Annotated in this window: 2 protein-coding genes; one reads left to right on the forward strand and one right to left on the reverse strand. The window is 60.4% G+C overall.

What is annotated here, in order from left to right; all coding sequences use genetic code 11:
- Positions 1-251 precede the first annotated feature (251 nt).
- Positions 252-1,466 carry an ABC transporter substrate-binding protein gene (locus ABSG20_RS34120; RefSeq protein ID WP_423868839.1) on the forward strand — a complete coding sequence of 405 codons (1,215 nt, stop codon included), beginning with the start codon at positions 252-254 and terminating at the stop codon, positions 1,464-1,466.
- Between the two features lie 2 nt (positions 1,467-1,468).
- On the opposite strand, the gene ABSG20_RS34125 is transcribed toward ABSG20_RS34120, so the two are convergent.
- Positions 1,469-2,706: sensor histidine kinase (locus ABSG20_RS34125; RefSeq protein ID WP_423868840.1), on the reverse strand; the 1,238-nt coding region annotated here is incomplete at its 5' end.

A 2,706-nucleotide genomic window follows, 5' to 3' on the forward strand; every position in this document is an offset into this window, starting at 1 on the left:
ACCTCGCCTCGCTGCTTTACGACCAAGGCGATCTGGCAGGCGGCGGGGAGAGGTAAGGACCGACCCAGACCATCTGGCATTCCACGTCGCGTTTACCGAGGCAATTATTCGTGGACGGTGCCCCAAGGAACCCCAGCCCGGAGGTTGATGATAGCGCGGGAATTCCCCACCGTCTTCGGGCTTTCCCTGCTATCCCCGGCCGGATAGAAGACAGGCGCATCATAGATTGAACAAGTCCAAGAGGAGAAGCCATGAAGTCATCAATAGCCGCGGTCGCGGCCGTGCTTGCTTTCGCCGCGTCCGGCGGCGCGGCGAAGGCGCAGATCTCCGACGACGTCGTCAAGATCGGCGTGTTGACGGACATGTCCAGCCTCTATGCCGACGCGACGGGCAAGGGCTCGCTGGCCGCGGTGCAGATGGCGGTTGCCGATTACGGCGGCAAGGTCAAGGGCAAGCCCGTCGAGGTGGTGTCCGCCGACCATCAGAACAAGCCCGACGTCGGCGTCAGCATCGCGCGCAACTGGTATGACAACGAAAAGGTCGATGCCATCTTCGATGTCCCGACCTCCTCGGTGGCGCTGCCGATCTCCGCGCTGACCCGCGAGAAGAACAAGATCAATATCAATTCCGGCGGCGGCAGCTCCGACATCACCGGCGTCGCCTGCTCGCCCAACACGGTGCACTGGACCTACGATACCTACGCGCTCTCCAACGTCGCCGGCAAGGCGATGGTCAAGCGCGGCGAGGATACCTGGTTCTTTGTCACCGCCGACTACGCCTTCGGCATGGCGCTCGAACGCGACGCCGCCAACGTGGTCAAGGAAAGCGGCGGCAAGGTGCTCGGCGACGTTCGCCACCCGCTGAACTCGTCCGACTTCTCCTCGTTCCTGCTGCAGGCACAGGCCTCCAAAGCCAAGGTGGTGGCGCTCGCCAATGCCGGCGGCGACACCACCAATGCGCTCAAGCAGGCTTCCGAATTCGGCATCACCCAGGGCGGCCAGAAGATGATCGCGCTGTTGATGGAAATCACCGACACCCACGCGCTCGGCGCCAAGGAGACCCAGGGCCTGATCGTCACCGACGCCTTCTACTGGGACATGAACGACGAGACCCGCGCCTTTTCGAAGCGCTTCTTCGATAAGGTTGGTCACATGCCCACCATGATCCAGGCCGGACTGTATTCGGCAACCATGCATTATCTGAAGGCGATCGAGGCGATCGGGTCGGATGAGGCGCCGAAGGTCATGGAGCAGATGCGGGCGATGCCGATCAACGATTTCTTCGCTCACGGCGGCAAGATCCGCATCGACGGCCGCATGGTCCACGACATGTATCTGTTCGAGGTCAAGAAGCCCGAGGAGTCCAAGGGTGAGTGGGATCTCTACAAGCTGATCGCCACCGTGCCCGGCGATGAGGCCTTCCGGCCGCTCGACAAGGGCGGCTGCCCGCTGGTCAAGGGTAATTGAGGTTAAAGTCCATAACCAACGTGAGTAGCCATCGAATGGCCGTCCCGCTGTGGCAATGTGGCAGTACCGAGCCAGAAATCTTCCAGCTTGCGCACGGCCGCCCGGTAGGCATGCAACTCCACCGGCTTGACGATGTAGCTGTTGGCACCAAGATGGTAGCAGCTGGTGATGTCCCTTTCGGAGTCTCCCTCCGCGGCCGGCATTGTAAAATAGAACGCCGAACCTTTGTCCGGTTCGGACTCGAACCAGATGCGACCACCGTGCCGCTCGACGATTTTCTTGGTGATCGCAAGTCCGATACCGCTGCCGCCATAGCGGTCGCGCCCGTGCAGCCGCTGGAACACCTGGAACACCAGATCGGAATGTACTTTGTCGATTCCGATCCCGTTGTCCTCGACGCGAAATGTCCAGCTGCCGTTACTTTGCGCGGCGTCAATGCGAATATGTGGCGGCCGCTCGCCGCGAAACTTAAGTGCATTCCCGACAAGATTCTGAAACACCTGCGCGAGTTGCGCCTTGTCGGCGCGCACCCACGGCAGATTGCCGCAAGCAATCTCGGCGTGACTTTCCTCGATCGCGATTTTCAGGCCTTCGAGCACGTTCTTCACCACGATTTCGGACCTGATCGGCCCGGGTGTCCTGGCCTCCGCGTCGATGCGCGAATAAGCCAGCAGATCCTTGATCAGCTCCCGCATACGCCGGGAACCATCCAGCGAATAATCCATGTATTTCCGAGCTTTTTCGTCGAGCTTGCCTTCGTAATGTTCCGCAAGCAGCTGGGTGTAGATCGAAACCATGCGCAACGGCTCCTGCACATCATGCGAGGCCACATACGCGAATTGTTCCAGATCGGCGTTTGAACGCTGCAGCTCCCTGGTCCGCGTTGCGAGTACCTCTTGATCTCTTTTTCTTGCGGTAATGTCCCGAGCAACCTTGGCGGCGCCGACGATCTTTCCTGTCGGTGATTTGACCGGAGAGATACTGAGCGAAACGTCGATCCGGCGGCCATCCTTGCCGGTGCGTATCGTATCGTGGTGCTCGATTTTTTCGTCTCTGCTGATCCGGCCCAGGATCGACCGGACTTCATTGCGCAATTCGGCCGGAACGATGATGTCGATGCTCTTGCCGATCGCCTCCTGCGCGGAAAAGCCGAAGAGACGCTCGGCGGCCGGATTCCAGCCGGTGATGACGCCGTCCAGGGTCTTGGTCACAATTGCATCATCGCTCGACTCCACCACTG

The sequence above is a fragment of the Bradyrhizobium sp. genome (assembly GCF_049512235.1).
Lineage (GTDB): Bacteria > Pseudomonadota > Alphaproteobacteria > Rhizobiales > Xanthobacteraceae > Bradyrhizobium.

Coding starts and splice junctions, on each gene's coding strand:
- ABSG20_RS34120 (WP_423868839.1), top strand. CDS start 252: ATGAAGTCATCAATAGCCGCGGTCGCGGCCGTGCTTGCTTTCGCCGCG.